At 39.8% G+C, this 26648-nt stretch carries 21 protein-coding genes; 18 read left to right on the plus strand and 3 right to left on the minus strand.

Annotation, left to right across the window (positions count from 1 at the left end):
• Positions 1-337: 337 nt before the first annotated feature.
• On the plus strand, positions 338-817 hold the full coding sequence (locus tag ACM5QX_RS21210) for a HetP family heterocyst commitment protein (RefSeq protein ID WP_011317945.1): 480 nt from the start codon (positions 338-340) through the stop codon (positions 815-817).
• A gap of 23 nt (positions 818-840) precedes the next feature.
• Here the strand turns inward: ACM5QX_RS21210 and ACM5QX_RS21215 are convergent, their stop codons facing one another.
• Together ACM5QX_RS21215 and ACM5QX_RS21220 are read right to left on the minus strand one after the other, a co-directional pair.
• On the minus strand, positions 841-1398 hold the full coding sequence (locus ACM5QX_RS21215; RefSeq protein ID WP_414755328.1) for an HdeD family acid-resistance protein: 558 nt from the start codon (positions 1396-1398) through the stop codon (positions 841-843).
• A gap of 162 nt (positions 1399-1560) precedes the next feature.
• On the minus strand, positions 1561-1920 hold the full coding sequence (locus tag ACM5QX_RS21220; protein ID WP_414755329.1) for a hypothetical protein: 360 nt from the start codon (positions 1918-1920) through the stop codon (positions 1561-1563).
• 498 nt (positions 1921-2418) lie between these two features.
• On the opposite strand from ACM5QX_RS21220, the gene ACM5QX_RS21225 reads away from it, so the two are divergent.
• Complete coding sequence (locus tag ACM5QX_RS21225; RefSeq protein WP_414755330.1) at positions 2419-3057, plus strand: hypothetical protein; 639 nt, start codon at positions 2419-2421, stop codon at positions 3055-3057.
• Between the two features lie 138 nt (positions 3058-3195).
• On the opposite strand, the gene ACM5QX_RS21230 is transcribed toward ACM5QX_RS21225, so the two are convergent.
• Entirely contained in the window at positions 3196-4569 is a 1374-nt protein-coding gene (locus ACM5QX_RS21230) for a response regulator (protein ID WP_414755331.1), read from the minus strand.
• 605 nt (positions 4570-5174) lie between these two features.
• Between ACM5QX_RS21230 and ACM5QX_RS21235 the strand changes: the two genes are divergently transcribed.
• The 16 genes from ACM5QX_RS21235 (at position 5175) to hepA (ending at position 26613) form a co-directional block, all read left to right on the plus strand.
• On the plus strand, positions 5175-5849 hold the full coding sequence (locus ACM5QX_RS21235) for a vWA domain-containing protein (RefSeq protein WP_011317950.1): 675 nt from the start codon (positions 5175-5177) through the stop codon (positions 5847-5849).
• 42 nt (positions 5850-5891) lie between these two features.
• Positions 5892-6674, plus strand: coding sequence for a PP2C family serine/threonine-protein phosphatase (locus ACM5QX_RS21240; protein WP_414755332.1), 783 nt, complete (start codon positions 5892-5894; stop codon positions 6672-6674).
• A gap of 116 nt (positions 6675-6790) precedes the next feature.
• Positions 6791-8989 carry a tetratricopeptide repeat protein gene (locus ACM5QX_RS21245; protein ID WP_414755334.1) on the plus strand — a complete coding sequence of 733 codons (2199 nt, stop codon included), beginning with the start codon at positions 6791-6793 and terminating at the stop codon, positions 8987-8989.
• 568 nt (positions 8990-9557) lie between these two features.
• Complete coding sequence (rfbF, locus tag ACM5QX_RS21250) at positions 9558-10331, plus strand: glucose-1-phosphate cytidylyltransferase (RefSeq protein WP_414755335.1); 774 nt, start codon at positions 9558-9560, stop codon at positions 10329-10331.
• Positions 10332-10441: 110 nt separating this feature from the next.
• Positions 10442-11656, plus strand: a complete 1215-nt coding sequence (gene lhgO / locus ACM5QX_RS21255; protein ID WP_414755337.1) for an L-2-hydroxyglutarate oxidase — start codon at positions 10442-10444, stop codon at positions 11654-11656.
• 76 nt (positions 11657-11732) lie between these two features.
• Positions 11733-12761, plus strand: a complete 1029-nt coding sequence (locus ACM5QX_RS21260) for an NAD-dependent epimerase/dehydratase family protein (protein ID WP_414755338.1) — start codon at positions 11733-11735, stop codon at positions 12759-12761.
• Between the two features lie 228 nt (positions 12762-12989).
• On the plus strand, positions 12990-14033 hold the full coding sequence (locus tag ACM5QX_RS21265; protein ID WP_414755339.1) for a glycosyltransferase family 2 protein: 1044 nt from the start codon (positions 12990-12992) through the stop codon (positions 14031-14033).
• Positions 14034-14040: 7 nt separating this feature from the next.
• Positions 14041-14883 (plus strand): phytanoyl-CoA dioxygenase, encoded by an 843-nt coding sequence (locus tag ACM5QX_RS21270; protein WP_414755340.1) that lies wholly within the window; start codon positions 14041-14043, stop codon positions 14881-14883.
• Between the two features lie 92 nt (positions 14884-14975).
• Positions 14976-15989: a glycosyltransferase family 2 protein gene (locus tag ACM5QX_RS21275; RefSeq protein ID WP_414755342.1), complete on the plus strand. Its 1014-nt coding sequence runs from the start codon at positions 14976-14978 to the stop codon at positions 15987-15989.
• A gap of 7 nt (positions 15990-15996) precedes the next feature.
• A complete protein-coding gene (locus tag ACM5QX_RS21280; RefSeq protein WP_414755344.1) occupies positions 15997-16809 on the plus strand; it encodes a phytanoyl-CoA dioxygenase in 813 nt (270 codons plus the stop codon).
• Between the two features lie 84 nt (positions 16810-16893).
• Positions 16894-17463, plus strand: coding sequence for a dTDP-4-dehydrorhamnose 3,5-epimerase (rfbC, locus tag ACM5QX_RS21285; RefSeq protein WP_414755346.1), 570 nt, complete (start codon positions 16894-16896; stop codon positions 17461-17463).
• Between the two features lie 69 nt (positions 17464-17532).
• A complete protein-coding gene (locus tag ACM5QX_RS21290; protein WP_414755348.1) occupies positions 17533-18846 on the plus strand; it encodes an NAD(P)H-dependent oxidoreductase in 1314 nt (437 codons plus the stop codon).
• A gap of 445 nt (positions 18847-19291) precedes the next feature.
• The gene (locus ACM5QX_RS21295; RefSeq protein ID WP_011317962.1) at positions 19292-20380 is read left to right on the plus strand and encodes a glycosyltransferase; all 1089 of its coding nucleotides are present in this window, start codon (positions 19292-19294) and stop codon (positions 20378-20380) included.
• A 116-nt stretch (positions 20381-20496) separates the two neighbouring features.
• Positions 20497-22722, plus strand: coding sequence for a GumC family protein (locus tag ACM5QX_RS21300; protein WP_011317963.1), 2226 nt, complete (start codon positions 20497-20499; stop codon positions 22720-22722).
• Between the two features lie 845 nt (positions 22723-23567).
• Entirely contained in the window at positions 23568-24341 is a 774-nt protein-coding gene (hepC, locus tag ACM5QX_RS21305) for a heterocyst development glycosyltransferase HepC (protein ID WP_414755350.1), read from the plus strand.
• Between the two features lie 451 nt (positions 24342-24792).
• Positions 24793-26613, plus strand: coding sequence for a heterocyst formation ABC transporter subunit HepA (gene hepA / locus ACM5QX_RS21310; RefSeq protein WP_414755352.1), 1821 nt, complete (start codon positions 24793-24795; stop codon positions 26611-26613).
• Positions 26614-26648: the final 35 nt, after the last annotated feature.

Here is a 26648-nt window from a genome sequence, read left to right on the forward strand (position 1 = left end):
ATTAATCAGGGATAAAAATTACAAAACTTGTTGGGTGAATAACAGTAATTTTTATTTACGTAGGGGTATAAACAGACATTTGTTTGTCGTCACACTAAACAATAAGGGGCAGTTGAGAGATGAAGCTAAAACGTGATTATACTGATAGGAATTTAGCTTTAAAAATCCCACTACTTAATAGTAATAATGTCGCTTTATTATCTAATAACCCAGCAAAGATATTTACAAGTATCAAAACGCCCACGGAATAATTACCAAGTTCGTAATTCAACATAACTACTAAGGTTTATTAATTCACGCAATCGCTGAGATACTTTCATCCAAAACAACAACAACCATGAACCAAAATACTACAGGCATAACCAACTACAACAAAGCTATCAATCCTCAACAATTTGACAAAGTGGTTGAAGCAATTCTGGCTGGTAAATACTCTTGGGCTTGTGTTCTCATGCTGCGCTTTGCTGGGTACAATCCCATGCACTACATTCCCTACCGCACATATAACCGCTTACTCAAAGAAAACTCCGAAGCTAGCAAAGTACAGCAACCGCAACACGATAATCTAAAAAACAGTCAAGTAGCGGCTGTTTCTAGGTCTAATACTAATATGCCGTCCAGTTGCTTAAGTAAAATTAAAGACTTAGCTTATCTGGAGGTGGTGGGCAAGCAAACAACAGAAATTCATGGTGGTAATTTAGATCAGTGGTTAACAGAACAAGTTCATGAGTTTCAAGATATGTACTTGGAACCACAAGCAATATCCAATCAAGACATTACCTTCAAACTATCTGACCTAGATTTTATTCATAATTGAAGAAAATCTCCCCCAAGCCACGACTAACTAGCAAGTGTCCGCCGAGCAGTCAGGGCAGAGGCTAACAAAGAGATACCGCTCATGAGCAGGCTAATACCGACGTATAGACCTATCAGCCAGATAGCACTGAAAGGCCAGCGATTCAGCACCATGATACCCAAGATTAGAGTAATGACTCCGTTTAAAGCCACCAGCCAAGACATCCTGTGTCCCGCTCGGTTGGTAAACGCCATAATGATGGTAAAAATACCCTCGACAACAAATAGAATACCAAAAGCTAAGGTCAACGCTAGTAGCGCGGATTTCAGATTCAACAGAATGTAAATACCTGCAATAGCGTAAAAAATACCCACAATCAAATTCAGCCAGAACCCTCTTACTGGTTTTGATGGAAACGACTCAACAATCATCACAACGCCACTAATCAGGGTAATCCAACCAATGAGGGATGTAAAAAATGCCGACGCTATGCCAGGCATTAGAATTGCTAGAACCCCTAGAATAATCAGACCAACGCTTAGAGCAATTACCCATCCAGTCGATTTTTGGATATCTACTTCAGATTGAAAATCAGTATTCATAGGACTCACCTCGTTTTTTCACAACGTATTTAGCTTGCAACTGAGATTGAAACAGCCAACCTCAAGCTAGGAAACGCAGGAGGTTGAGTCTAACTGTAGAAATTTGACATTAATACCGAAAAATCAAAGCAATTCGCTGATGAATGGATAGCACTTCATCATTCACAATGGCAACCTTTCCCTCTTAGCCAGGACAAATTCGATAATTTTATCGGCAGCATCATCCATCACATCTGTCTCGCCTGGCTGATCCACTAACTCAAACCTGCCATCTTCAGTTAATATCGCTGGTACATGGTAGTTAATCTCGCTCACCAGAGTTTCGAGCTGCTTTAACAATGGTTCTAACTGGCGGCTAGTAAATTCTTTGTCAAGCCGCTTTGTTGCCTCACTTACCAGATTTTTCACCAGAATGGGATCTTGTTTGTTATCGGGTGATGTGCGATGAGTCGGCAATAGGATAGAAAGTGCTGGAACCTTAGTCAAAGACTGCAACTGCTTGAGATCCTGATGAGTGATCATGGATATCTCTTCTCAATTTTTGGTAGTGGTTCAACTGCTTCAAATGTTAAAGACAGTACCACTCGTCATTCCTCTACCCAAAATAGGAGATTGCATCCACAGTTTTATTGACAAGTAATTAGCGATCGCATCTGTACGACTATACTAGGACACCTCATTGTAGTGAAGAAATGCCAAGATAAAGTAGGCGGATTCTCAAGGAATCTCCGCCTATCACAACAAACAACAACACTATGAACTAATTCATCATGGCAGTGATTAGGTGTACTTTAAAATACTTTTTGTATAAAGTGCATTGAAGTTATGAATAAACTGCATAAACAATAGGATAGGTAAGAGCTTACCCTGTAAACACCACAGATAACTGCTACCCTCTGTCCATCTTCCTCCGGTTCAATAGTTGTGCGCACTCTACTCAAGTCGTTTATTTAGCGGAAATATTCTTTTGGGGATTGAATCTATCTATGTAACCAAAACTAAACACATGAGTTCACAGAAATGAAAGTAGCGTATAAACCAGTATTAAATGCCATCATCATGGGTTTGGTCATAGTAGGAGCAATATCTGACAAACCTGGACTGGCTTCTTCTGTAACCCTGGAAGAAGGGGCTAAATTAGAAATACCTACACCGACAGTTGTGTCACAAAGCCAAGGAGTGTATCGGAGCGATCGCTTTCTGTTTCGGTTTACCTATTCCTCCAAAGATTTTGTCATAGATAATGATATCTCTACACCTTCAAATGGTATTGATGCTCCTGTAGAAGCTCTTGACATATGGACTAAACAGCACGCTCAGGAAATTCGCGCCGGAGCCTATGAAGGTGGTACCGAATACCCTGCTAATGTCAGTATTAGAGTTTACGACAACCCAAAAAAATTACCTTTGCAGCAATGGGTTAAACAGAGTAATCAATTTACCATGAGCCGTGATTTCAAAATTGCCAGAATTGCTGGTAAAACTGGAATCAAATTTCAGTCTAGTGGCTTATATGAAAGCGAAAGTGTTGTCTTTATCAACCCTAAAGATGCTCGGATTATAGTTGTATCATTATCGAAAAATAGTACTAATGATGATGCAGTTTATCGCAGAGCTTACCAACAAATTGTCAACTCTTTCATTTTTGTCAACAGATAGAAAACTTTACTAATTAACAATTCCTATATATAAGTATAACGACTTGCAGAAAACAACCTATGTTAAGTGATGTGAAAATACTAGGCTTCAGTTCTCACTACAAACATTTAATTATTTACCCTGTTCTACTTAAACTAATTAAGCTAAGTGCATAAACACAATCTTTAATAATTCTGCACGGGTAAAAGGTTTAGTGAGATATCCAGATGCACCAGCTAATCTAGCCCTTACTTTATCAACTAATCCCTTATAACTCGTCACGAATATAATCGGCGTATTTTTGAACATGGAATTATTGCGGATAATCTTACACAATTCATAACCATCAATACCAGCCATATTCAGATCCAGTAAAATCAAGTCTGGTTTGTGTCTGATAATTGACATAGCAGCCTTGAGCGGATCATTGATAGTGATTACCGTGAAATTTTCACTTTCTAAAAAATAGCTAATTTCCTTGAGAATTGTCGGACTATCATCTACAGAAACGATTTTATAAACTTGTCGAGTAGTTCTGGTAGCAGGCGTTACTCTTTCCGGAATAGAATTTGTGGTATTTGATAATGTTAGTTCCTGATGGCTTGCTTTGGCAGGAGTATAACCTTGTGGTAATCGCACCATAGGAGCTAAATTATCTACTGCAAGAATTGGGGTGATTGGTGTAGCATTACTACTGATTTCTACAACTGTATCTACTAATTTCCTACTCAGGAATGCAGTTGTGTATTTAGGATTAAATGTTGATTCTGCTAGAATTTTGGGTAATTGATCAAATGGTGGATCTGGTTCATGTAATATAATCTCTCCGGTGAGGATGTAAGGATATAAACTTTGAGCTAACTGGATTTCATCTTGATTCATAATTATAGCCAGATGGCGCAAGCTGAAACCCTTCATCCAATAAGTCAGTTTTGGTTGGAGTTCTGGAGAATTCTTACTGTTAATCAACAGATATGGACGTTGATAGGGTGATGTGATTTTCGGTAAGTAAGATTGCCAATTTTGTAATCTGATTTGACAACGTTCCATTACTTTGGCTGTATCAAGTCGGCAAATTCCCGATACTTTCTCCTGTGAATTACTTAACTCATAATTGCCATTTTTGATTAACAGAAATGATTCAATTACATCCTTAACTAATTCTTGAATTAGCATCGTGGCCTGTGCAGTATCTAAATATTCTTGCTCGACAAGCCAATGAACAGCCTGGTAATCAGGGAGCTGAATAGTATCGCTGGAATTTTGCCCTTCGGCTTCAAACAGCAAGCGTAACTGTACCCGAATTTCATTCGTCACTTGAGGAAATTGTTGACTGAGGCGGCGTAAATGGCGTTCTAATCTATCGAATGGTTCTACAGAATGAGTTGCATAGGTGATTGTTCCATCTTCTAAGTAAATTGACCAAGTGACTGAGTTGCTAAAAGCTTTTAAACAAGTGGTGTCAAAACAACTAGATAAATGTCTTAACAAACCCTGAGGACTTAGTGCTGTAAATGTGCCGTGATAGTTCATATTGTTAATTACTTTTGTCAAAAGATACAGGATTTATGTCCGGATTTGGAGCTTTTACTATGAGATATTCATGATATTTGGATATTTTTTTAGGTTTTTCTGGAGTGAAGGCAGACAAATCTTTGACTAACTAGGAACCTTAGGCACTCAAGATGATGTCAACTTGCAAACCACGTACTGAAGTCTTATTCTTTTAGCAATTTTCACATTCAAGTTTCCTTAGTTACATTAGGTATTTTATTCATGGTGATTAATTTAATTAGCAATTTATTTTCTATATAGAAAACCAAAAATTCCACACAAAATCTTTAAAAATTTATGTAGGCAAAATCAAACTATTTATTATATTCTGTGGTTGCTCTATATAAATTTTGATAGATGGATTAATGTCTCGAATGGAAACCGATGATTTATTTTTGACTCTACATTTTGATTAAGATTTCCTTAAATCTGTAGAGCTTTCGGTGAGAAGGATCTTTATTAATGAAGATTAAACCAGCTACCGCCAAACATCTACCTGTGGTCTTGTCGGCTTCGGCTGTGGAAACTATATACTTTGAAAAAAGGAAAATAGAGCTTTGGACTATAACATAACACAAAACGTTATGAATGATACTTTGACCCTAGATGAAGTAGTAGAGTTTGCTGAGAACCCAGAACCACGCTGTCCTTGCGTGTTGTTGCTCGATACATCTGGCTCCATGCAAGGCGCTGCTATAGAAGCTCTAAATCAGGGCTTGCTCAGTTTGAAAGATGAGCTGATGAAAAATTCCATAGCAGCCAGACGGGTAGAAATTGCGATCATTACTTTTGATAGTCATATCAATGTAATACAAGACTTTGTAACTGCCGATCAATTTAACCCACCAATTCTGACAGCGCAAGGATTAACCAGTATGGGGGCTGGTATTCACAAAGCGTTGGACATGGTACAAGAGCGCAAATCGTTGTATCGTGCCAATGGTGTTGCGTATTATCGTCCTTGGGTGTTTATGATTACTGATGGTGAACCACAAGGTGAACTAGATCATTTAGTAGAACAAGCAGCCTTGCGCTTACAAGGTGATGAGGTCAATAAACGTGTGGCATTTTTCAGCGTAGGTGTGGAAAATGCGAACATGACAAGGCTGAACCAAATAGCAGTCAGAACGCCACTGAAACTCAAAGGACTGAACTTTATTGAAATGTTTGTTTGGCTATCGGCTAGTATGTCGGCAGTTTCTCATTCGCAAATTGATGAGCAGGTAGCGCTACCGCCGATTGGCTGGGGATCTATCTAATAGGAGTTGCACCTTACACAGCTAGCTGACACAACAAACTATATGAAAACATCAAAACAGAACCCTCATTGGCAGGTAGTCGCCGCTTCTGTCTGTGGAACAAGCCACATGAAAACTAAGCAGTTGTGTCAGGATGCTCACCACTGGCAATTATTGCCGGGGAATGTTTTGGTGGCGGCGGCCGCAGATGGGGCGGGTTCTGCAAGTCAAGGGAAAGTTGGCGCGATGGTGGCGGTAGAAACAGCGATTGAGAGTTTATCGCTGAGAGATATTACCAGAGATTCCCTGGCTGATGATGAAACTGTGCGATCGCTCTTAACTGAGGCTTTGCTGGCTGCGAAGAAAGCTGTGGAAGATGAAGCAGCAGCTTGTCAAAAACAGCCTCAGGATTTAGCGACTACCTTAATTATTGCGATCGCCTCACCAGAAATGGTGGCAGCTGCACAAATCGGTGATGGGATGGCAGTAGCTAAGGATCATTTGGGCAACTTACTGGCACTCACCATCCCAGACAACGGCGAATACATTAACGAGACAACTTTTTTAACGTCACCAGGTGCGTTAGAAACGGCACAGATGCGATTATGGCGCGAAACCATCGTCAACATCGGACTCCTCACCGATGGGCTGCAAATGCTGGCTTTAAATATGGTTGTTAGTGAACCTCACAAACCCTTCTTTTTTCCGTTATTCGACTTTGTAAAAAACGCCGAAGATCAAGCAGAAGCAAAAGAGCAGCTAGTCAAGTTTCTAGGCTCTGAGCGGATTACACAACGTACTGACGATGATTTAACGCTGATTATAGGAGCCTTTAATCATTTGTAAAGGTGTGTCAGTGGTCAGTTGTCAGTGGTCAGTTGTCAATAGTGTTCTTCTCTCCCTGCCCCCTGCTCCCTGCCCCCTGCCCCTGCCCTTCTTATACCCTTAACCGTAACTTAATCATGAAGGTACTACGTTATCTTCCTCAGGAAGAGATTATCAGCCTCAGCGTGAGTTTGGGGCGTGGCGGTGAAGCGTGCATTTATGCTGTACCGTCGGCGGGTGATTGTGTGGCAAAGATTTATCATAAGCCGACAGTTGCCCACGCCAGCAAACTCCGGGCGATGCTGGCTAACCCGCCGGAAAATCCTACGGCTAGTTTGGGTCATATTTCCATTGCTTGGCCGCAAGAATTATTGTGGGGAGCAGATGAAAGCGAACGCGTCATCGGCTTTTTGATGCCGCGTATTCGGGGGATGCGTCCTATCATCGACTTTTACAACCCCCGGACTCGCCGTCAACACTGTCCTTTATTTAATTATCAGTACCTACTGCGGACAGCGCGGAATTTGGCGGCGGCTTTTGCGGCTTTACATAATAGCGGCTATTCTGTAGGCGATGTCAACGAATCGAACATTTTGGTAAGTGACACAGCCCTGGTTACCTTGGTAGATACGGATTCTTTCCAAGTATGTGACCCTGATAATGATATTGTTTATCGTTGTCCGGTAGGGAAACCAGAGTTTACCCCACCAGAACTACAGAATAAAATCTTTGCTCATCACGATCGCCAAGCTACTCATGATTTATTTGGTTTAGGGGTGCTAATCTTCCAACTGCTGATGGAAGGTACGCACCCCTTTTCTGGCATTTATCAAGGCATTCCTGAACCACCACCTTATGAAGCCAGAATTGCGTCGGGACATTTCACTTATAGTAAGAAACGGCAAGTACCTTACCTACCTACTCCCATCGCCCCGCCTTGGGAAATTCTCCACCCCAGCTTACAAGCGCTGTTTATTCGTTGTTTTGAGGATGGTCACAACGAACCCCAACTGCGCCCTAATGCCCAAGCTTGGCTGTCGGCTATAGCTGAGGCTGAAGATTCCCTGACTACCTGTACAGTTAATTCTCAACATCACTACAGCAATCACCTGCACAGTTGCCCTTGGTGCGAACGTGCTTTACGCTTGGGTGGTCGTGACCCGTTTCCTTCGGTGCAAGCGATTGAAAATAGAGAACATCTCCGTCCCCGCATCCCCACCAAGAGACGCTATGGCCACGGCAATCAGCCTGTTAACTTGCCGCAGCCAGTGATGCCAATGTACCAAAACAACTGGCACTCGCCTACCCCCAGTTTTTCACCTTACCGCAATCGCTGGAAAGGGAAGTTTTATCCGGTAGTTTTTTGTTTGTTGGGTTTTGGGGTTTTGGGATACTTGGATGTGGTGACAAAGTTCACCAGTCCTTTGGTATCGCGCAATAATTATGCTCAACAAGCGCTGATGCCTAAACAAGCTAATGGTAATACTGCCCTGAGTTTTGCAGAGTATTATCAACAGGGTCATGCTGCTTACCAAGTGCGTGATTATAAACAGGCAGTAGATAACTTCACCCATGCTATTCAGCAGGAACCAACAAACGCCAAAGCTTTGGTGAATCGAGGTAATGCGCGTTATAACCTGAAAGACTATGAAGGTGCTTTAGCCGATTACACTGTAGCTTTGCAAATTAATCCCAATGAAATCAAAGCTTTTGTGAATCGGGGTAACTCCCGCTTGATGCTGGCTGAATATAGTAATGATCCTGACCAACAGTATAGATTAGCGATCGCCGACTTTAATCACGCCTTGAAACTCAACGAGAAGGAAGCCGAAGCTTATATCCGCCGGGGGATTGTCCGGTCACAAATGGCTAAATATAGCAGCGATACCATTAAAGATTACCAAGAAGCGATCGCCGATTTTGACCAAGCCCTGAAACTTAATCCCGCTAAAACCGAAGCTTACTTTCAGCGTGCTTCTGTCCGCTATCTCATTGCCCAATATACAGGTGATTCGACAAAGGAATATGATCAGGCGATCGCTGATTTTGATCAAGCATTAAAAATTAACGACAAACTAGCCAAAGTGTATCTCAAACGCGGTATGGTGCGCTACGAATTAGCACAAATTACTAGTAATAAATCTGATGCCAATAATGCCAAAGCCCTTGCAGATTTACAGCTAGCCGCCAAACTTTCTTTAGAACAAGAAGATACGGAAAGTTATCAACAAGCACTCAGCAGTATCTGTATCATTGAGGAAAGCAAATGTAATGCTTTATTCCAAAGCTCTACAATGCGAGGATATGCCAGCACCGACTTGACAGCAAAACAGTAATTAATGGTTAGTTGTCAGTTGTCAGTTGTTAGTTGTCAGTTGTTAATAATCAATCATTTACATCGTCATTCAAGTTATACCAATTGGAAACAGAATGGGACGAATGAACCATCTGTAGAGACGCGAATCATCGCGTCTTCTTCACCCAAAGATGTGTTGCAATCATTAATTGAATTGGTATTAATTTTTGTTGGCTTAGTCTGTGCCTACACTGAAAAATTTAAGTGTATCTAGGGTGTGTTATCACTTAGGGTAACGCACCCTACATGTATTGTAAAATCCCAGGCAATGTTCAATATTTCATCGTTCATAATTTATCCCAAAACTCTTTATTTTTCACCAATGACAACTGACCACTAACAACAGACAACTAATAATTAATTCATTCACTAAGCTTTCATATCTAAAAGATTTATATTTACTTATTCTTTATACAAAATCTCAGAAAAACAGTTAGATTATGTACGGAGAAAAATAAAAGAGAAGTTAATTTTTCTCCCATCCATGTGCATCCTCTTCATCCCGATATTCAAAAATTAATCTAACTGCAAATCCCCAAGGTAATTGTATGAAAGCGGTGATTTTGGCTGGAGGGCTTGGTACACGCCTCAGTGAAGAAACCAGTATCAAGCCTAAGCCGATGGTAGAAATTGGTGGTAAGCCAATTCTTTGGCATATCATGAAAACTTATTCTAGCCACGGCATTAATGATTTTATTATTTGTTGTGGTTATAAAGGTTACGTGATTAAGGAGTACTTTGCTAACTACTTCTTACATATGTCCGATGTGACTTTTGATATGCGTTTTAACCAGATGAATGTCCATTCTGGTTATGCTGAACCTTGGCGCGTCACATTGGTAAACACAGGTGATAATACCATGACTGGTGGACGCTTAAAGCGTGTCCGCGAACATCTGGGTAATGACACTTTTTGTTTTACTTATGGTGATGGTGTATGTGATATTAATATCACCGAACTCATTAAGTTTCATCAAGAACAAAAGAGTTTAGCAACCCTAACAGCAGTCCAACCAGCAGGACGTTTCGGGGCGATTTCTCTGGGATACGAACAAACTAAAATAACTAGTTTCCGGGAAAAGCCTGAAGGTGATGGTGCTTGGATTAACGGTGGTTATTTTATCTTAGAACCAGAAGTTATAGATTTAATTGCTGATGATGCTACCGTTTGGGAGAAAGAACCACTAGAAAAGTTAGCAGATATGGAAGAATTATCTGCTTTTAAACACAGTGGTTTTTGGCAACCAATGGATACATTGCGCGATAAAAACTATCTAGAGGAGTTATGGAAAAATAACCAAGCTCCTTGGAAGGTTTGGTAATTAAAAGTACACGGAATTCAAAAAACATTTTGGCATTTTGTCCCTTCTTATTTTGACTTCCGTTGTAAGGTATTGTTGACTGATTTAGTGTAATTTTTGCAGTAATAACAATGTACGATTTTACCATTGTTGGTGGGGGCATAGTTGGGTTATCCACAGGGATGGCTTTAGGTAAGCGTTATCCCCAAGCAAGAATTTTAGTATTAGAAAAAGAAAGCCAGTGGGCATTTCACCAAACTGGTAATAATAGTGGTGTAATTCACTCTGGAATTTATTACAAGCCTGGTAGTTTTAAAGCTAAATTTTGCCGTGATGGTAGAGACTCAATGGTAAAGTTTTGCCAGGAGTATGGCATCGACCATGAGGTTTGTGGCAAGGTAATTGTAGCGACAAATGGGCAAGAGTTACCACGCCTAGAAAACCTTTACCAACGCGGCGTAGAAAATGGCATAGAAGTTCAAAAAATTAGCCCCGAAGAAGTTAAGGAAATTGAACCTCACGTTAAATGTGTAGCGGGGATTCGGGTATTTTCAACTGGCATTGTAAATTATAAGCAAGTTTGCCTAAAATACGTCGAATTGATTCAACAACAAGGCGGAGATTTAAGGCTTAATACCAAAGTGCTGAAAATTTGCCCCAGTGGTAAAAATCACGTACTGGAAACCAATAAAGGCAATTTTGAAACCAGATTTGTGATCAATTGTGCCGGATTGCACAGCGATCGCATCGCTAAGTTAGGTGGAGTACAACCAAGCGCAAAAATTGTCCCCTTCCGGGGAGAATATTACGAACTCACCCCCGAAAAACGGTATTTGGTCAAAACACTCATTTACCCGGTTCCCAACCCCGAATTTCCCTTCCTCGGTGTCCATTTCACGCGGATGATTGACGGAAGTGTCCACGCCGGGCCGAATGCAGTGTTAAGTCTGAAGCGCGAAGGGTACAAAAAAACCGACTTTGACCTGAGAGACTTTGCGGAAGTCATGACCTACCCTGGTTTCTGGAAACTTGCAGGCAAACACGCCGACGAAGGTATCCAAGAAATCATTCGTTCCTTCAGCAAAGCCGCCTTCACCAGAAGTTTGCAAAATCTGATTCCCGAAGTCCAAGCCGAGGATTTAGTTCCCACCCATGCAGGGGTACGCGCCCAAGCCTTAATGGATGATGGCAAACTTGTAGACGACTTCTACATTGTTCCTGGTGAAAACTCCATTCATGTTTGCAATGCGCCTTCACCAGCCGCGACTTCTTCCTTAGAAATTGGCAAAGCGATCGCAGCACAAATCCCCCAGCAATCACACCTTGAGAATGCGGTGATTGCATAGATAGTTAGGCAGGGGGCAGGGGTCACTACTCAGCCCTCCCCACTCTCCATTAACCAATATAGAGAATTTGACACAAATGAAAATTTTAGTAACTGGAACCGAAGGATATTTAGGTTGTTTATTGCCTTCTTTGTTAATTGGCAAAGGACATGAAGTAATTGGTGTAGATACTGGTTACTACAAAGTAGGCTGGCTATACAACGGTACTCAAGTAACAGCGAAAACCCTCAATAAAGATATCCGCCACATCACCCCCGAAGACTTGGAAGGTGTAGAAGCGATCGTTCACATGGCGGAACTTTCCAACGACCCCACCGGACAATTAGCACCAAATATTACCTACGACATCAATCATATAGGTTCAGTCCGTTTGGCTAACCTAGCCAAAACAATGGGCGTACGGCGCTTCGTCTATATGTCTTCTTGTAGTGTGTATGGTGTTGCTACTGAGGGTGATGTTACAGAAGCCTCTCCAGTGAATCCCCAAACAGCCTATGCAGAATGCAAAACCCTGGTAGAAAGAGATGTCACACTTTTAGCCGATGATGACTTCTCCCCTACATTTATGCGTAACGCCACTGCTTTTGGTGCTTCTCCCAGAATGCGCTTTGATATTGTGTTGAACAACTTAGCAGGTTTGGCTTGGACTACCAAAGAAATCAAAATGATTAGTGATGGTACTCCTTGGCGGCCATTAGTCCATGCACTAGATATCTGCAAAGCCATAGTTTGTGCTTTAGAAGCGCCTCGTGATATTGTTCACAACCAAGTCTTTAACGTTGGCGATACTACCAACAACTACCGCGTCAAAGAAATTGCCGAAATCATCGCCGATACTTTCCCTGGCTGTAAATTATCCTTCGGTGATAATGGTGCAGATAACCGCAGTTACCGCGTATCTTTTGAAAAAATCAACACTGTTTTACCAGGATTTAAGTGTGATTGGGATGCACAAAAAGGCGCTAGACAATTATTTGATTTATTCAGTCAAATAGATATGACAGAAGATACCTTCTTGTTTAGAGGTTTTACACGCTTAAAGCAGCTAGAATACCTCATCCGGACTGAACAAATTAACCAAGATTTCTTCTGGAATGTTAAGTAACACCTAAAAGTGCTTGGTCATTAGAGATTTGTAGTAAGGGCTTAAACCCTCGAATTCTCAATCAAGTAGGGCTAGAGCTTTTACTACTAATCTATCAAAATTTATGAGATGCGCTACAGGCTGATTTGAGATTAACTCCTTAACCGCAGCTTTTATCACAAAAATATCGTTTTTAGCATTTTCTATTCTTATCCAAATATCAGTCTCCCGGATTCTTATTCTTGCATTATGAGCAAATTATTAACAATTGCCATTCCTACTTATAATCGTGCTAAACTGCTTGACCAACAGTTAGCATGGCTGGCAAATGCTATCAAGGGATTTGAAGAATATTGTGAGATATTAGTTTCTGATAATTGTTCTACTGATAATACTCAGGGCATTATCCAAAAATGGCAGCATCAATTAAATAACGTCACCTTTAAGTCTAACAAACATTCAAAAAATTTAGGCGTAATGAAAAACATTATGTACTGCCTAAGTTCTGCGAAAACACAATATGTTTGGACAATTGGCGATGATGATCCTATACAAGATAGAGCTATTGCCTATGTCATCAATAAGATCAAACAGCATCAAAATTTAGGATTAATCTTTCTCAACTTTTCTGGTCGCAATAAAATTACTAATCAACCAGTATTCCCACCAACAATTATTGGGAATCGTTGGTTTGATGCTGATTGTGAAGATGGGTGTAGAGATAGTAAAGAAGTTTTTGAACATTGTTTTGCCAAAAGTGTAGGTGCAGTTATCTTTCTGAGTGCTAGCATCTATCGTACTGATTTGGTTAAGCAAGCTATACAAAATTGGCCAGATGCAGCCAATAATTGGATATCTTTAGCATATCTGGCTGGTTATTGTGCTGCTAACGGTGATGTAATTGTCACAAAAGAAAATTTCTTAGAGTGTATTGTTGGTGTGAGCTATTGGCAGAAAGAGCCAAAATCAGCATTATTAATGCAATACAAACACATCCCCGAAGTGATTTTAAAACTTCAGGAAATTGGATATTCTAAACAATTTTGTCGGCAGATGCTTTTGCATAATTCTAAAGAAGTAGACTTGAAAGTTTTCTTGGGTGCTTTAAGAAGATGGCCAATATCTGCTGTTAAAACAGTTATCCCCTTTGTGGCTTTAGTGAGTTTGTCTGCTTTTGAATTGATCCCTTTTAAAGAGATAAGAGTTGCTGAAACTAGTGAACCGATATCTCAACAATCCTCGGCAAACAACGATAGAAAATCACTCCAAAAATTACTGAATAAACAAGGTTAGGTGTTTTATGCTCAACACAATTAAAAACAAGCTCTCTGCAATACATTCTGATTTTGCTTGCGAAGTAGAACGCTGGCAACATATAAAGAATTTACCATCTCTAGAAAAACGCGATCGCATCATTCTAGATACACTGAAAAAAGAGGGTGTTTATGTCACGACACTTGCAGATTTAGGTTTAAGCTCAACTCAAAATTTGCTCCAGGCTGCTAAACATCAATTGTCCCAGATGCAAAATGCTAACAACGAACATCTAGAACAAAAGTGGCCGCAAATTTATACAGTTACGGGTTTACCAGAGTTTTATACCTGGGGAACAGAGCAAAGACTACTAAGCATAATCGAAAATTATATTGGTCTTCCTATTAAATTTCACGGTGTACATTTACGTAAAGATTTTCCTAGCAATAATCAATTTGGAACTTTGCTATGGCATAGTGATGCAGAAGATCGTCGTCTGATTAAAGTTTTTGTGTACTTAAATGATGTGGAAGAAAAGACGGGGCCATTTCAATACATTCCTCGTTCATTAACTCCCACATTTAGTTGGAATTATTTTCAACTTTACTACAAACTTTGGCAGTCAAGCTATATGGGTATCGACGATGAACAAGTCAAAGCAGTCATTCCCAAATCAGCTTGGAAATCATGTCCTGGCCCAGCAGGTACGGTCATTTTTGTAGATACCAAAAATACTTTACATCATGGGACAGTGCGGACGGAAGATCGCTCAACCCTCTTCTTTTGTTATACGGCCAATCCCCCAGAAAGACCAGACCTTTGTACACAATACTGGGATGATACTTATACTAGGGCTGACTTACTAGAATTAGAGAAAAATCCTGTCTAGTTTGATTTTTTGGTGTCAAAAATCTCTTCATATTTCCGAAATAAATATACCTATTTCGGAAATTCACCACCAAGCATCATCTTCGTTTAATCATGAATAAATTACTCACTATTGCTCTCCCCACATATAATCGAGCTAAATTACTTGACCAACAATTAGCATGGCTAGCTAAAGCCATCAAAGGTTTTGAATCTGAATGTGAAATCATTATTTCTGATAACTGTTCAGAAGATAATACCCAAGAAATCGTGAAAAAATGGCAGATGACTTTGCCTGAAACAGCTTTTCACTCTAACAGAAATAGTCAAAATCTGGGAGTGATGAGAAACATCGCTTATTGCCTTAATGCTGCAACCAGCCAATATGTTTGGACAATCAGTGATGATGATAAAATCGAGGACACAACGATTTCTTACCTCATCAACACATTAAAGACATCAGTTAATTTAGGTTTGCTGATTTTAAATTTTTCTTGTCGCCATGAAGTAACAGGTGAGTTATTGTACGAACGCTGTTATCAAATTGAAGATGAAATTGTTGAGACTGATGGTAGGGCAGTTTTTGAACGTTGTATCCAAGAAAGTCGCTCTGGCGTACAACTAATGTCGGCCCAAGTATATAGAACAGATTTAGCACAATGTGCGTTAAAAACTTGGTCTGATGGGGTAAATAACTTAGATTATCAAGTATATTTAACTGGGTTCTGTGCTTTTCATGGAAATGTCAGAATCAGCAAAGATGTATATCTAGAAAATGCTTTCGGTGCTAGCCATTGGATGGTTAAACCAAAAATGTTGCTGAAAATGCAATATACATATTCACCAGAGGTAAATATCAAGCTGAAAGAAATAGGCTATTCAGATAGTTTTTGTAGAAACCTGGTTATCAATCATTTTAATAATAATAATTGGCGGGTTCTATTAGGGGCTTTAAGAAGATGGCCTGTTCTAGCATTGACCACAGTAATTCCTTACTTTGGGCTAGTCAGTTTATCAGTTTTAGAAACTATTATTCTTACTAAAGAAGGGGTTTCGCAAGAAGTTATCAGCAGGAGTAATAGTAACAACAGACGTGACTTAATGAAATCTGATAGTAAGACAAAGTGAGTCTCCCATGTTAACTACAGTCAAAGAAAAAATTGAAGCGCTAAATTCAGAAGTTTCCTATAGAGTCAAACTCTGGCAATATGCTCCCAACTTGCCTAAAGTAGAATCACGCGATCGCCAGATTGTTGATACTCTTAAAAGTGAAGGAATTTACATCACTACACTACAAGAGTTAGGGCTTCCATCCACAGAACAATTACTTAAAGCTTCTCATGCTTTATTACCCAGCATGGGACAAGGTAGCTATGCAGAATCATCCCAAAATCCCCCAGAAATTTATACAGTTGCCCACATACCAGATTTTTATAACTGGGGAAGTGAATCAAGACTATTGAATATTCTAGAAAATTATATTGGTCTTCCCGTCGCTTATCATGGCGTACAAATTCGCAAAGACTTTGTAAATGCCAATCAATTCAGTACAATGTTATGGCATAGAGATTCAGAAGATCGCCGCATTGTCAAAATTATCATTTACTTAAGTGATGTAGAAGAAAAACACGGGCCTTTTGAATACGTACCAGCATCGTTTACCTCTATAGATAGTTTGAATTTCTATCGACTTTACTACAAAATTCATAAGTCGGGTATTAATGATGAGGCATTAAATAAAATTGTGCCTAAATCAGCTTGGAAATCATGTACTGGCCCAGCAGGAACCGTAATTATTGCTGATACCCAAAGACTTCTACATCATGGCACAGTCCGCACAGAAGAACGTTCAACTCTATTCTATGCCTACACTGCTAACCCTGCCAAAAGACCAGGACTTTGTACTCAATACTGGGATGATACTTTTCCTAAACCAAATTATAGCTAAAGTTCCTGTTTAGCTGATTCATCTTTGTAAAGACTAAGTGATTAGTCATTATTCTCCCATCATTAATTCATAGCTGAGAAACCCATGATTTTTACCGCCACATCACTCCAGGACGCATTTATTATTGATTTAGAAGAAAAACCAGATCATCGTGGTTTTTTTGCCAGAACTTTCTGTGCTAATGAATTTGCAGCCCACGGTTTAAAACCAGTAGTCGCTCAGTGTAACTTATCTTATAACTATAAAAAAGGTACACTGCGGGGGATGCACTATCAACTCAGACCAGCCGCCGAAACAAAATTAATTCGTTGTATTAAAGGCGCTATTTATGACGTAATTATTGATATGCGTCCCGAATCACCGACATTTTTATCACATATTGGTGTAGAACTCACTGCGGATAATCGTCGTGCTTTGTATGTACCAGAGATGTTTGCTCATGGTTATCAAGCCCTCACCGATGATGCAGAAGTTGTTTATCAAGTAGGTGAATTTTATACCCCAGGATATGAAAAAGGCCTACGTTATAATGACCCATTCTTCAACATTGAATGGCCTTTAGATGTGACTGTAATTTCTGATAAAGATGCCAGTTGGCCTTTATTAGAAACTATCCCCATCGGTAGCCCAGACCCAGTAGAAGCAGTTTGTTAAACAATACTGAGTTGTGAGTAAGATATTCTGCTTCTGTTGCTTGTTTTAGAAAATAAAGGATTAAGCAAAATGATTATTATTGATAACGCCTTAAAGGCTCGTGCTGCTGCTGGTAACCCCGTGAAAGTGGGAATGATTGGCGCTGGTTTTATGGGTCGGGGTATTGCCAACCAAATTATTAATTCAGTTCCAGGGATGGAGTTAGTTGCTATCTCTAACCGCAGTATTGATGGCGCGAAACGAGCTTATAGTGAAGCTGGTATCGAAGATATTGAAATTGTGGATTCTGTAGGTGAATTAGAAAGTGCGATCGCTCAAGGTAAGTATACTATTACCGAAGATGCCAAAATTATCTGCCAAGCCGACGGTATCGACGCAATCATCGAAGTCACCGGTGCAGTAGAATTTGGCGCTCATGTGGTCATGGAAGCGATCGCCCACCGCAAACACGTTATCATGATGAATGCGGAACTTGACGGTACAATCGGCCCCATCCTGAAAGTCTATGCAGACAAAGCCGGGGTGATTCTCAGTGCTTGTGATGGTGACCAACCAGGGGTACAAATGAATCTTTACCGATTTGTCCAAAGCATCGGTTTAACTCCCCTACTTTGCGGTAACATCAAAGGCTTACAAGACCCCTACCGCAACCCCACCACCCAAGAAGGATTCGCCAAGCGTTGGGGACAAAAAGCCCACATGGTAACTAGCTTTGCTGATGGTAGCAAAATTTCCTTTGAACAGGCGATCGTGGCTAACGCTACAGGTATGAAAGTCGCTAAACGAGGGATGTTGGGATATGACTTCACCGGTCATGTTGATGAGATGACCAATATGTACGATGTGGAACAACTCAAGCAACTAGGCGGTATCGTAGATTATGTAGTTGGTGCAAAACCCGGCCCTGGTGTCTATGTGTTTGCAACTCACGACGACCCCAAACAACGCCATTACCTCAACCTCTACAAATTAGGCGAAGGCCCCCTCTATAGCTTCTACACCCCCTACCACCTCTGTCATTTTGAAGTTCCTTTATCTGTAGCCCGTGCAGTCCTCTTCTCTGATGCTGTCATGGCTCCTCTAGCAGGCCCTTCAGTAGATGTCATCACTACTGCCAAAATAGACCTGAAAGCCGGAGAAACCCTAGATGGCATTGGCTATTACATGACCTATGGACAGTGTGAAAACTCAGATATCGTCCAACAGCAAAACCTCTTACCAATGGGTCTAGCAGAAGGATGTCGTCTCAAACGTGATATTCCTAAAGATCAAGTCCTCACCTACGATGATGTAGAACTACCAGAAGGCAGACTTTGTGACCAACTACGAGCCGAGCAAGACAAATATTTTGCCCCAGAAAAAGTTCTGGTAACTGTTGGTTAAGGGAACACCAAAAAATGACTCAATTCAAAATTCAAAATTCAAAATTCAAAATGAATTAGCCACAATTGATAGTTTTGTAGGGTGCGTCAGTATGAAAATTTCTGAGTATAGTTAGGTTCTATTGCACTGACGCACCCTACTGGATAGTCTATTACCAATTACCAATTACCAACCTCAAAAACGCCCCCCTTTTCATCAACAGGGGGGCTGAAGCTATCTGAAAACAATTAATTTCCTAATTAAATAGCAAAATAATTCAAAAGATAGAATCAATTTTGGGTTTGTTTGTCAATACTATTATTTACTAGCGATCGCATCACTTATAATTCTACAAACTTCGATAAATGTATCAAAAAATAGTTAAAAAATATCATCCAAAATACCAAAATAATAACTAGTTTCTGCTGAAATATTTTAAGGCTAATCTTCACAAATTTAGACTGATATGAAAGTTGCTCTAGTCCATGATTATTTGACCCAGCGCGGTGGGGCAGAACGTGTATTTGAATTACTTTGTAAACGCTATCCTGAAGCCGATATTTTTACATCATTGTATGACCCAGAAAAAACTATTGATATGGGTGAGCGGATAGTTAACACAACATTCTTGCAAAAAATTCCTGGTGCAGCCAAATACTTTAGATTAATGGCTCCTTTATATTTTCCCGCCTTTCGGGCATTAGACTTACAAGATTATGACTTAATTATTAGCAGTAGCACCAGCTTCGCCAAAGCAGTCCGGAAAAAACCAGGTGCTAAACATATTTGCTTTTGTCATAATGTCACCCGTTTTCTATGGGATACAGAAACTTATTTAAGAGAGTATAGCGATTATAGATATTTGTCAGTTTTAATCGAAAAAGTATTTCAATTAATGCGAGATGTAGACCTGAAATATGCTCAGGAACCCGATATTTATATTGCTAACTCCAGCACTGTTGCCCGTCGTATTCAGCAGATTTATGGCAAACAGGCAATAATGATTAACTATCCAATTGATACTAGTAACTTTGTTTTCTCTGATACAAAAGACGAATATTATTTGGCATCAGCCCGGATGATTAGTTATAAGCGCCTGGATATTATAGTCGAAGCTTTTAATTGGTTAGGATGGCCGTTAATCATCTCTGGGGATGGGCCAGAAAGAGAAAGATTACAAGCCAAAGCTTTGGATAATATTAAATTTTTAGGTCATGTCAGTGACAACCAACGTAAGGAATTATTCTCTAAAGCTAAATCTATTATCGTAGCTGCTTTAGAAGACTATGGTTTAGTTCCTGTAGAAGCTAATGCTAGCGGTACACCAGTGATTGCTTTTGGTGCAGGTGGAGTCTTAGATACTCAAATAAACGGTCAGACTGGCGTATTTTTCAAGCGACAAACACCAGAATCTTTACAAAAAGCATTATTAGAGTCCGGAGAAATCACTTGGGATTATGAAAATATTCGTAATCATGCCGTGAATAATTTTTCTGAGCCAGTTTTCTTTAGTAAAGTTGAGCGAGTTATTACCCAAACTTGTAGCCTCAATTAAATCAGTAACTAGCCAAAAAGTGCTGAGTGGAAAATATCACTCATTACTCAGCACTTATTACTGATTACTCAACATTCATTTATTTTATTAGCGTCTCGAATACAAGGATCATCAAAGTGGTTCAAACTAATCTAAGTACAAATATAAACAGCGCTGATTCAGAACCTAGTTACGGCAAAATCTTTTCAGTTTTTCTGCGTAGGTCTCCTTGGTTCTTAACGGCATTTTTAACAACAATTGCCCTAGCAGCCCTGATGACTGCAAGAACCAAGCCTACTTACAAAAGCACAATGCAACTGTTAGTAGAACCTAACTATCAAGGTAAAAGAGAGGGTGGTACTCCAGAGACCCAGTTTCTCGAACCTGATATACAAATAGATACTGCTACACAACTGAACTTGATGCAAAGTTCAGGACTAATTCACAAAGCAGTTGACAAATTGCGATCAGAATATCCAAATATTACTGTAGCTGATATTAAAAATGCCTTAGTCTTAAATCAAGTTAGGACAAAAGAAGATAATGTCGCTACTAAAATTTTTCAAGTAGATTATACTTCTGGCGACCCTGAACAAACTCAAAAAGTTCTCGGTGCTATCAGGCAAGTCTATGTGGAATATAACAAACAGCAGCAAGACAACCGACTCAAAAAGGGTCTGCAAGTTATTAGAGAACAGTTGAGCAAAGCCAGTGAAGAAGTGAATGCAGCTGAAGCCAACTTACAAAGATTCCGCAGAAACCAAAATTTAATTAACCCAGAAGAACAAGCAAAAGCTCTAGAAGTTGCTTTAAATACTATTGAGCAAGAACGTCGTACTACTCGTTCTACATACGAAGAGGCTTTAGCAAAACAAAAATCTTTAGAGGAGCAATTAAATCGTTCTCCCAAAAATGCTTTAGTTACTTCTCGTTTGAGTCAATCCGTCCGCTACCAAGGCTTACTCAACGAAATTCAAAAAACAGAACTGTTACTAGCTCAAGAACGTTTACGCTTCACCGATGAAACCCCCAGTGTCCAGAAGCTAAAAGAACAGTTGCAAAGCCAAAAAGAATTATTGCAACAGGAAGTAGGTAGAACTCTAGGTGTTAAATCTGCTAATGCCTTCCGTGGAGGAGAACCGCTTTTAGAACAGGGACAGTTTGGGGAAATTGATCTGACTTTGGCTAGTCAATTAGTAGAAACCCAGACAACCATAGTTTCATTGACTGCCCGTGATCAAACTCTGGCACAAAAAGAAAATCAACTACGCCTAGAAATTAAACGTTTTCCGCCCCTGTTGGCTTATTACAACCGTATACAACCACAGTTGCAATTCAGCCGTGAGCGACTAGAGCAGTTATTACGGGCAGAACAGCAACTACGGCAAGAATTGGCTAAAGGTGGATTTAACTGGGAAGTAGTGGAAGAACCCCAGTTAGGGATGAAATTAGGCCCAAATCTCCAACAGAATTTGATGTTGGGTGCAGTTGTTGGGTTAATGTTGGGAGGTATTGCTGCCTTTATTCGAGAAGCTGCTGATGATTCTGTTCACACCACAGCTGAGTTAGAAAAACAAGTAGCTTTACCTTTATTAGGAAGCACCCCGAAATTACCACCGGCAAAGGGTAGAGAATCAGTTATCAAGTTGCCTTTTGGCAAGCCTGAGGTTTTAGGGCCGTGGACTGTGGAGGTGCTACAGTCTTCCATCCGTTGGGAATCGTTGGATCTGATTTACAAAAATATCGAGCTGTTAAACTCGGTATCTAGCTTAAAGTCCTTGATGATTACCTCACCTCTACTGGATAGAGGTAAATCTGGTTTGGCCTTGGGTTTAGCTATGAGTGCAGCCCGGTTACACAAACGGGTGCTACTGATTGATGCGAATTTGCGAGATCCTAGCCTCCATGAACACCTTAATCTTCCCAACGACCAAGGGCTATCAACTTTGTTAGCCAGCGAAATCACTTTACCCGAACAGATTGGTATTCATAACGTAGGTTCTGCTTACATCGATATTTTGACAGCCGGCCCCTCGCCTAGTGACTCAGCAAATCTCTTGAGTTCTCCACGGATGAAACAGTTAATGGCAGCATTTGAGGAGAACTACGATTTGGTGATTATCGATGCGCCACCAGTTATAGGTCTAGTAGATGCTTTGTTGACAGCATCATCTTGTAGAAGTGTGGTGATGGTAGCTAGTTTGGGAAAAGTGACTCGCAATCAAATCGCCCAAGCTACAGCCATGTTGAGCAAGTTAAACCTGATTGGTGTTGTGGCTAATGGGGTTTCTAACTCTGATAGCACCTATGTACCTTATGCGCGGGAATACCGTTTTGCTTTGCAACAAGCGGTAGAAAAGTAATGAGTGGGGGGAGAATGTGATCCCCGAACCCTAATATTTTTTGTGTGCGATCGCCTCTTATGGGGTGCGATCGCACACATCCTTTTGTACCCATATTTTTAGTATTAGAGGTTGTTGGCAAAGTAATTTACTGTGATTTTAAATACTTATTCATCTCGACTTTATCAATATCTAATTAAAGCCACGACTATTTAAAGACTAAATAAAGAATTAGCTTGAGTATATAGTTATTTCTACAGAGTCTTATATCCTAGAGATTGAAATCTAATTCCAATGGTTTCAACGTAGAAATCAAATGATGCTCTGAAAATTATTGTGCAAGTAAAAAAGTAGCTGTCATACAACGTAAACATAAAGCGCTGGTTCAAAGGAGTTTTGAGGCTTAAGGTAGACATGAGAAAGGTTAGGTTAATTTGCCTCTATAAATCTCCAATATCCTTCATTTTTATAGAAAAATCAGCGTTGCTGAATCAGAGTATGAAATGCAAAAATTACCTTTGCTTTTCTTTATAACTTTGCACCTACTCTACGAGTTACGCGTTAGCGGTATCCGTCAGACAAATTCATATTCTCAATCAGCAACACCGAAAAATCTATATTTACCAAGCATCTTTAGTAATAGGTTTACGGCTAATTATCTACACAATATGGCAGCCCTGGATACTGATTAACAAAATCATATTCAGTAATATATTTACTCGCAACTTCTACCATCCAAAAAACTTAATTCTGCACATGATAATTTACAAATTATTTGAGCAGAATAAAACTTCCATCACAGTCTTTGGCATTGACGGCCTTGGATATTATCTCAGCAATTTAATTTGGATGAATCCAAAGACATTATGACAAGCGTAATAGTTTCAACTGTTGAGAGTCACGATACAGTGCCTCCACAAAATCAAAATCATGGTTCCTCACATTACACGCTTCAGTGGAGACGGGGCCAATTGTTAGTGAAACCTGCTAACAAAGTCGAACAGTTATGTTTACCTTCTCTAAACGATGAACAATTATTAGTTGATTGCTTAAAACGCTCTCCAGTCAATCTGGTGAGTATAGATAGCAAATTAGGTGAAACTTGGCTAAAGTTCTGGGCTGAAGCTTGTAAAAAAGCACATAAACCTATTTTTCTGAGTAAACCTGCTCACCGAAAGCCACCCACACCCACATTAAGTAGTCAATCTATTAGATGGTTGTGGAGATTAATAGACTGGCTAGTAGCTTTTGGATTGATGCTGTTAGTAAGTCCAGTGCTTTTAGGCTTGGTTATACTGATGCAGATTGATTCACAAAAATCTTTGTTTACCCATGAGTGGCGTGTAGGCGAAAGGGGTAAAATTTTTCGAGTCATCAAGTTAACTCCTACTCAAAATCATCCTCAAATATTGCAAGTTTGGTTAAAGAAACCTGGTTTGGCTCATCTACCACAGTTATGGAATGTACTGCGGGGAGAAATGAGTTTAACGGGATCTGCTTGTTGGACTTTAGAGGATGCTGTGCGACTCAGTTTAGCAGGACAAGAACAGGCAGATAAGTCAATTCAAAATACCCTGCGGGTTCTCCGTAGGAGTACAACATCTCCTACAGGAAGGCAAGCCTACAAAATTCAAAATTAAATACAGTATCTGTAGGGTGCCTATCATAGTTATGGTGGGCAATGCCCACCCTACTACTTATATTTCAGAAATCAAATACTAGTCCTATAAAAACTAGAATTAGTGTTTATCCTGAAAGATTAAAAAAAATCCGAATATCCTAAATTAATGAGGATTTTATTCAATTTATTTTCCTGGGAATGCACTATCTAATTACATCATCGACTCTGCTAAAATCCGTTATTTTTACTCAGTGTTGTAAACACAAGGTTCCTATTTAATTATTGAAGAATATAAGTATCTGTAGGGTGGATCATGCCCACCACAACCATAAAATTGTGAGCAACGCCCGTACTACACTTATTTCAGCAAGCAAGTATGAATCCTATAGATGAATTACTACACTTTAGTTAAAAATTAGGTTGTCACTGTTCACAAAATTTGTCTTAGAAAATATACAACGCATTTAAAAATGCCAAAATCACCACATAAATTATTTAAAGCAAATAGCTTCTGGAAAGAGAACCATTTAATATTGCGAGAAATAAAACATTTTCGCAAAATAGCTATCTTAGCCGTAATATTTTCATTTTTAGCTGCCAGTTTTGAAGGTGTTAGTATTGGTTTTTTATTGTCATTTTTACAAAAACTGACTACTCCTAATGAGCCAATTCACACAGGAATTAGCTGGGTTGACATGATTTTGGCTGCTAACGCTTGGCCGATTCCCCCTATATACAGGATATCTCTACTAATTTTGTTGAGTACCTGGATGCGTGCTACCTTCAATTACTTTGGTGGAGTATACACTGAATCAGCCCAACTTAATTTAGCAGATCGCTTACATAAGCAAATTTTTGAGCAATTACAAGCTCTGAGGTTGAGTTACTTTGCTCAAACTCGTTCTGGTGAACTCATTAATACAATTACTACAGAGATTGAAAGAATCAAACAGGGCTTTAGTGGGTTAGCTTTTGTGTTAACCCGAATCATGACTGTTTGCGTTTACTTTGTTGTGATGTTTTCTATATCATGGCAACTTTCGATTATTTCTGTGCTGATATTTTTACTGTTAGCAGTGGGATTATCTACGCTGAATAAGCGAGTCAGAGAAACTAGTTTTGGCATTTCCCATGCTAATGCTCAATTTACAGCTACAGCAGTAGAGTTTATCAATGGGATTCGGACAATTCAAGCCTTTGGGACACAAGAATTTGAACGTCAACGTTTCTATAAAGCCAGTACTAATCAACTGAATGCAGCTATCAAAGTTGTCTTAGCTTGGACACTAGTAAAACCTATAGCTGAAGGCATAGCTACTACAGTTTTGATTAGTTTAATTGTCATTTCCTTCACGACATTTACATTACCAGTTGCCTCATTATTGACATTCTTCTTTGTTTTAGTCAGAGTGATTCCCAATATTCAAGATATTAACGGTACGGTTGCTTTTCTGAGTACTTTACAAGGGTCATCAGAAAATATCAAAAATATTTTGCAGACGAATAATAAGCCTTACTTGAAAGATGGTAAACTTCATTTTCAAGGTTTGAAGCGTTCAATTGATTTAGTATCTGTAGACTTTGGCTATACAGCTGATAATTTAGTGTTGAATAATATTACCCTGACAATTGAGCGTGGTAAAACAACAGCGCTGGTGGGTGCATCAGGTGCGGGTAAAACTACATTAGCTGATTTAATTCCCCGATTTTACGATCCGACAGAGGGACAGATTTTAGTAGATGGGCTTGATGTGCAGTACTTTGAAATCAATTCCCTCCGCCGTAAAATGGCGGTGGTTAGTCAAGATACATTCATTTTCAACACTTCTATTAGAGACAATATCGCCTACGGTACATCTGGGGCGAGTGAAGCCGAAATTAGAGAAGCAGCGCGGCTAGCGAATGCGTTGCAATTCATTGAAGAAATGCCCGAAGGGTTTGATACTAAGTTAGGCGATCGCGGTGTCCGTTTATCTGGAGGACAAAGACAACGGATTGCGATCGCTCGTGCATTACTCCGAGATCCCGAAATCCTCATCCTCGACGAAGCCACCAGCGCCTTAGATTCAGTCTCTGAACGGTTAATTCAAGAGTCCATAGAAAAACTTTCCGTCGGGAGAACAGTAATTGCGATCGCTCACAGACTCTCCACAATTGCCAAAGCAGACAAGGTTGTTGTCATGGAACAAGGGCGAATTGTTGAGCAAGGAAATTATCAAGAACTCCTAGAACAACGCGGAAAGCTTTGGAAATATCACCAAATGCAACACGAATCGGGGCATAGTCAATAGTCAATGGTCAATAGTCAATAGTCAATAGTCAATAG

This window comes from Anabaena sp. CCY 9910 (genome assembly GCF_963920875.1).
Taxonomy (GTDB): Bacteria; Cyanobacteriota; Cyanobacteriia; order Cyanobacteriales; family Nostocaceae; genus Trichormus; species Trichormus variabilis.

What these genes read in the sequence shown, in the direction of transcription:
- ACM5QX_RS21280 (WP_414755344.1), top strand. Translation starts at nt 15,997, where the DNA reads ATGTTAACTACAGTCAAAGAAAAAATTGAAGCGCTAAATTCAGAAGTT.
- rfbF (WP_414755335.1), top strand. Translation starts at nt 9,558, where the DNA reads ATGAAAGCGGTGATTTTGGCTGGAGGGCTTGGTACACGCCTCAGTGAA.
- ACM5QX_RS21210 (WP_011317945.1), top strand. Translation starts at nt 338, where the DNA reads ATGAACCAAAATACTACAGGCATAACCAACTACAACAAAGCTATCAAT.
- lhgO (WP_414755337.1), top strand. Translation starts at nt 10,442, where the DNA reads ATGTACGATTTTACCATTGTTGGTGGGGGCATAGTTGGGTTATCCACA.
- hepA (WP_414755352.1), top strand. Translation starts at nt 24,793, where the DNA reads ATGCCAAAATCACCACATAAATTATTTAAAGCAAATAGCTTCTGGAAA.
- ACM5QX_RS21290 (WP_414755348.1), top strand. Translation starts at nt 17,533, where the DNA reads ATGATTATTATTGATAACGCCTTAAAGGCTCGTGCTGCTGCTGGTAAC.
- ACM5QX_RS21225 (WP_414755330.1), top strand. Translation starts at nt 2,419, where the DNA reads ATGAAAGTAGCGTATAAACCAGTATTAAATGCCATCATCATGGGTTTG.
- hepC (WP_414755350.1), top strand. Translation starts at nt 23,568, where the DNA reads ATGACAAGCGTAATAGTTTCAACTGTTGAGAGTCACGATACAGTGCCT.
- ACM5QX_RS21240 (WP_414755332.1), top strand. Translation starts at nt 5,892, where the DNA reads ATGAAAACATCAAAACAGAACCCTCATTGGCAGGTAGTCGCCGCTTCT.
- rfbC (WP_414755346.1), top strand. Translation starts at nt 16,894, where the DNA reads ATGATTTTTACCGCCACATCACTCCAGGACGCATTTATTATTGATTTA.
- ACM5QX_RS21275 (WP_414755342.1), top strand. Translation starts at nt 14,976, where the DNA reads ATGAATAAATTACTCACTATTGCTCTCCCCACATATAATCGAGCTAAA.
- ACM5QX_RS21295 (WP_011317962.1), top strand. Translation starts at nt 19,292, where the DNA reads ATGAAAGTTGCTCTAGTCCATGATTATTTGACCCAGCGCGGTGGGGCA.
- ACM5QX_RS21245 (WP_414755334.1), top strand. Translation starts at nt 6,791, where the DNA reads ATGAAGGTACTACGTTATCTTCCTCAGGAAGAGATTATCAGCCTCAGC.
- ACM5QX_RS21230 (WP_414755331.1), bottom strand. Translation starts at nt 4,569, where the DNA reads ATGAACTATCACGGCACATTTACAGCACTAAGTCCTCAGGGTTTGTTA.
- ACM5QX_RS21260 (WP_414755338.1), top strand. Translation starts at nt 11,733, where the DNA reads ATGAAAATTTTAGTAACTGGAACCGAAGGATATTTAGGTTGTTTATTG.
- ACM5QX_RS21235 (WP_011317950.1), top strand. Translation starts at nt 5,175, where the DNA reads ATGAATGATACTTTGACCCTAGATGAAGTAGTAGAGTTTGCTGAGAAC.
- ACM5QX_RS21220 (WP_414755329.1), bottom strand. Translation starts at nt 1,920, where the DNA reads ATGATCACTCATCAGGATCTCAAGCAGTTGCAGTCTTTGACTAAGGTT.
- ACM5QX_RS21215 (WP_414755328.1), bottom strand. Translation starts at nt 1,398, where the DNA reads ATGAATACTGATTTTCAATCTGAAGTAGATATCCAAAAATCGACTGGA.
- ACM5QX_RS21270 (WP_414755340.1), top strand. Translation starts at nt 14,041, where the DNA reads ATGCTCAACACAATTAAAAACAAGCTCTCTGCAATACATTCTGATTTT.
- ACM5QX_RS21265 (WP_414755339.1), top strand. Translation starts at nt 12,990, where the DNA reads ATGAGCAAATTATTAACAATTGCCATTCCTACTTATAATCGTGCTAAA.